Raw genomic sequence first — 427 nt, forward strand, 5'->3', positions numbered from 1 at the left:
GCGCGCATGGCCATGCGCGGCGACGGCAAGCACAAGGTCAGCCTGGACAAGGTCATCAAGACCATGCGCGACACCGGCCGCGACATGCAGGACAAGTACAAGGAAACCAGCCGCGGCGGACTGGCCGTCAACGTCATCGAATGCTGAGCGTTCCCCCGTCATCGATACCCGCGAAGGACACCCCATGAAGCCATCGACCCGCACCGCGCGCCCGGCGCGTTCCCTGCTCCTGCTGGCCCTGCTCGCCACCGGCATCGCCCCGGCCTACGCGCAGCAGGACGGCGACCATGCCGCACTGCTGGAACAGGTCGCGCAGCTGCGCGCGCAGCAGGCGCAACTGGCGCGGATGCAGCAGGACAACGAAGCGGCGCTGCGTGCGCTGGAAGCACGCCTCGGCGTGGCTGCGGCGGTGCCGGCCGTGCCCGCC

At 70.3% G+C, this 427-nt stretch carries 1 protein-coding gene and 1 pseudogene; both read left to right on the forward strand.

Features of this window, described 5'->3' with window-relative positions; all coding sequences use genetic code 11:
- Positions 1–147, forward strand: a 147-nt coding sequence (locus CQ393_RS17525; RefSeq protein WP_194269710.1) for an L-serine ammonia-lyase, iron-sulfur-dependent, subunit alpha, incomplete at its 5' end; no start/stop codon positions are given.
- Between the two features lie 37 nt (positions 148–184).
- Positions 185–427, forward strand: a pseudogene (locus tag CQ393_RS18125) (hypothetical protein); the annotation flags it as partial.

It is taken from the genome of Stenotrophomonas sp. MYb238 (assembly GCF_009496535.1).
GTDB lineage: Bacteria > Pseudomonadota > Gammaproteobacteria > Xanthomonadales > Xanthomonadaceae > Stenotrophomonas.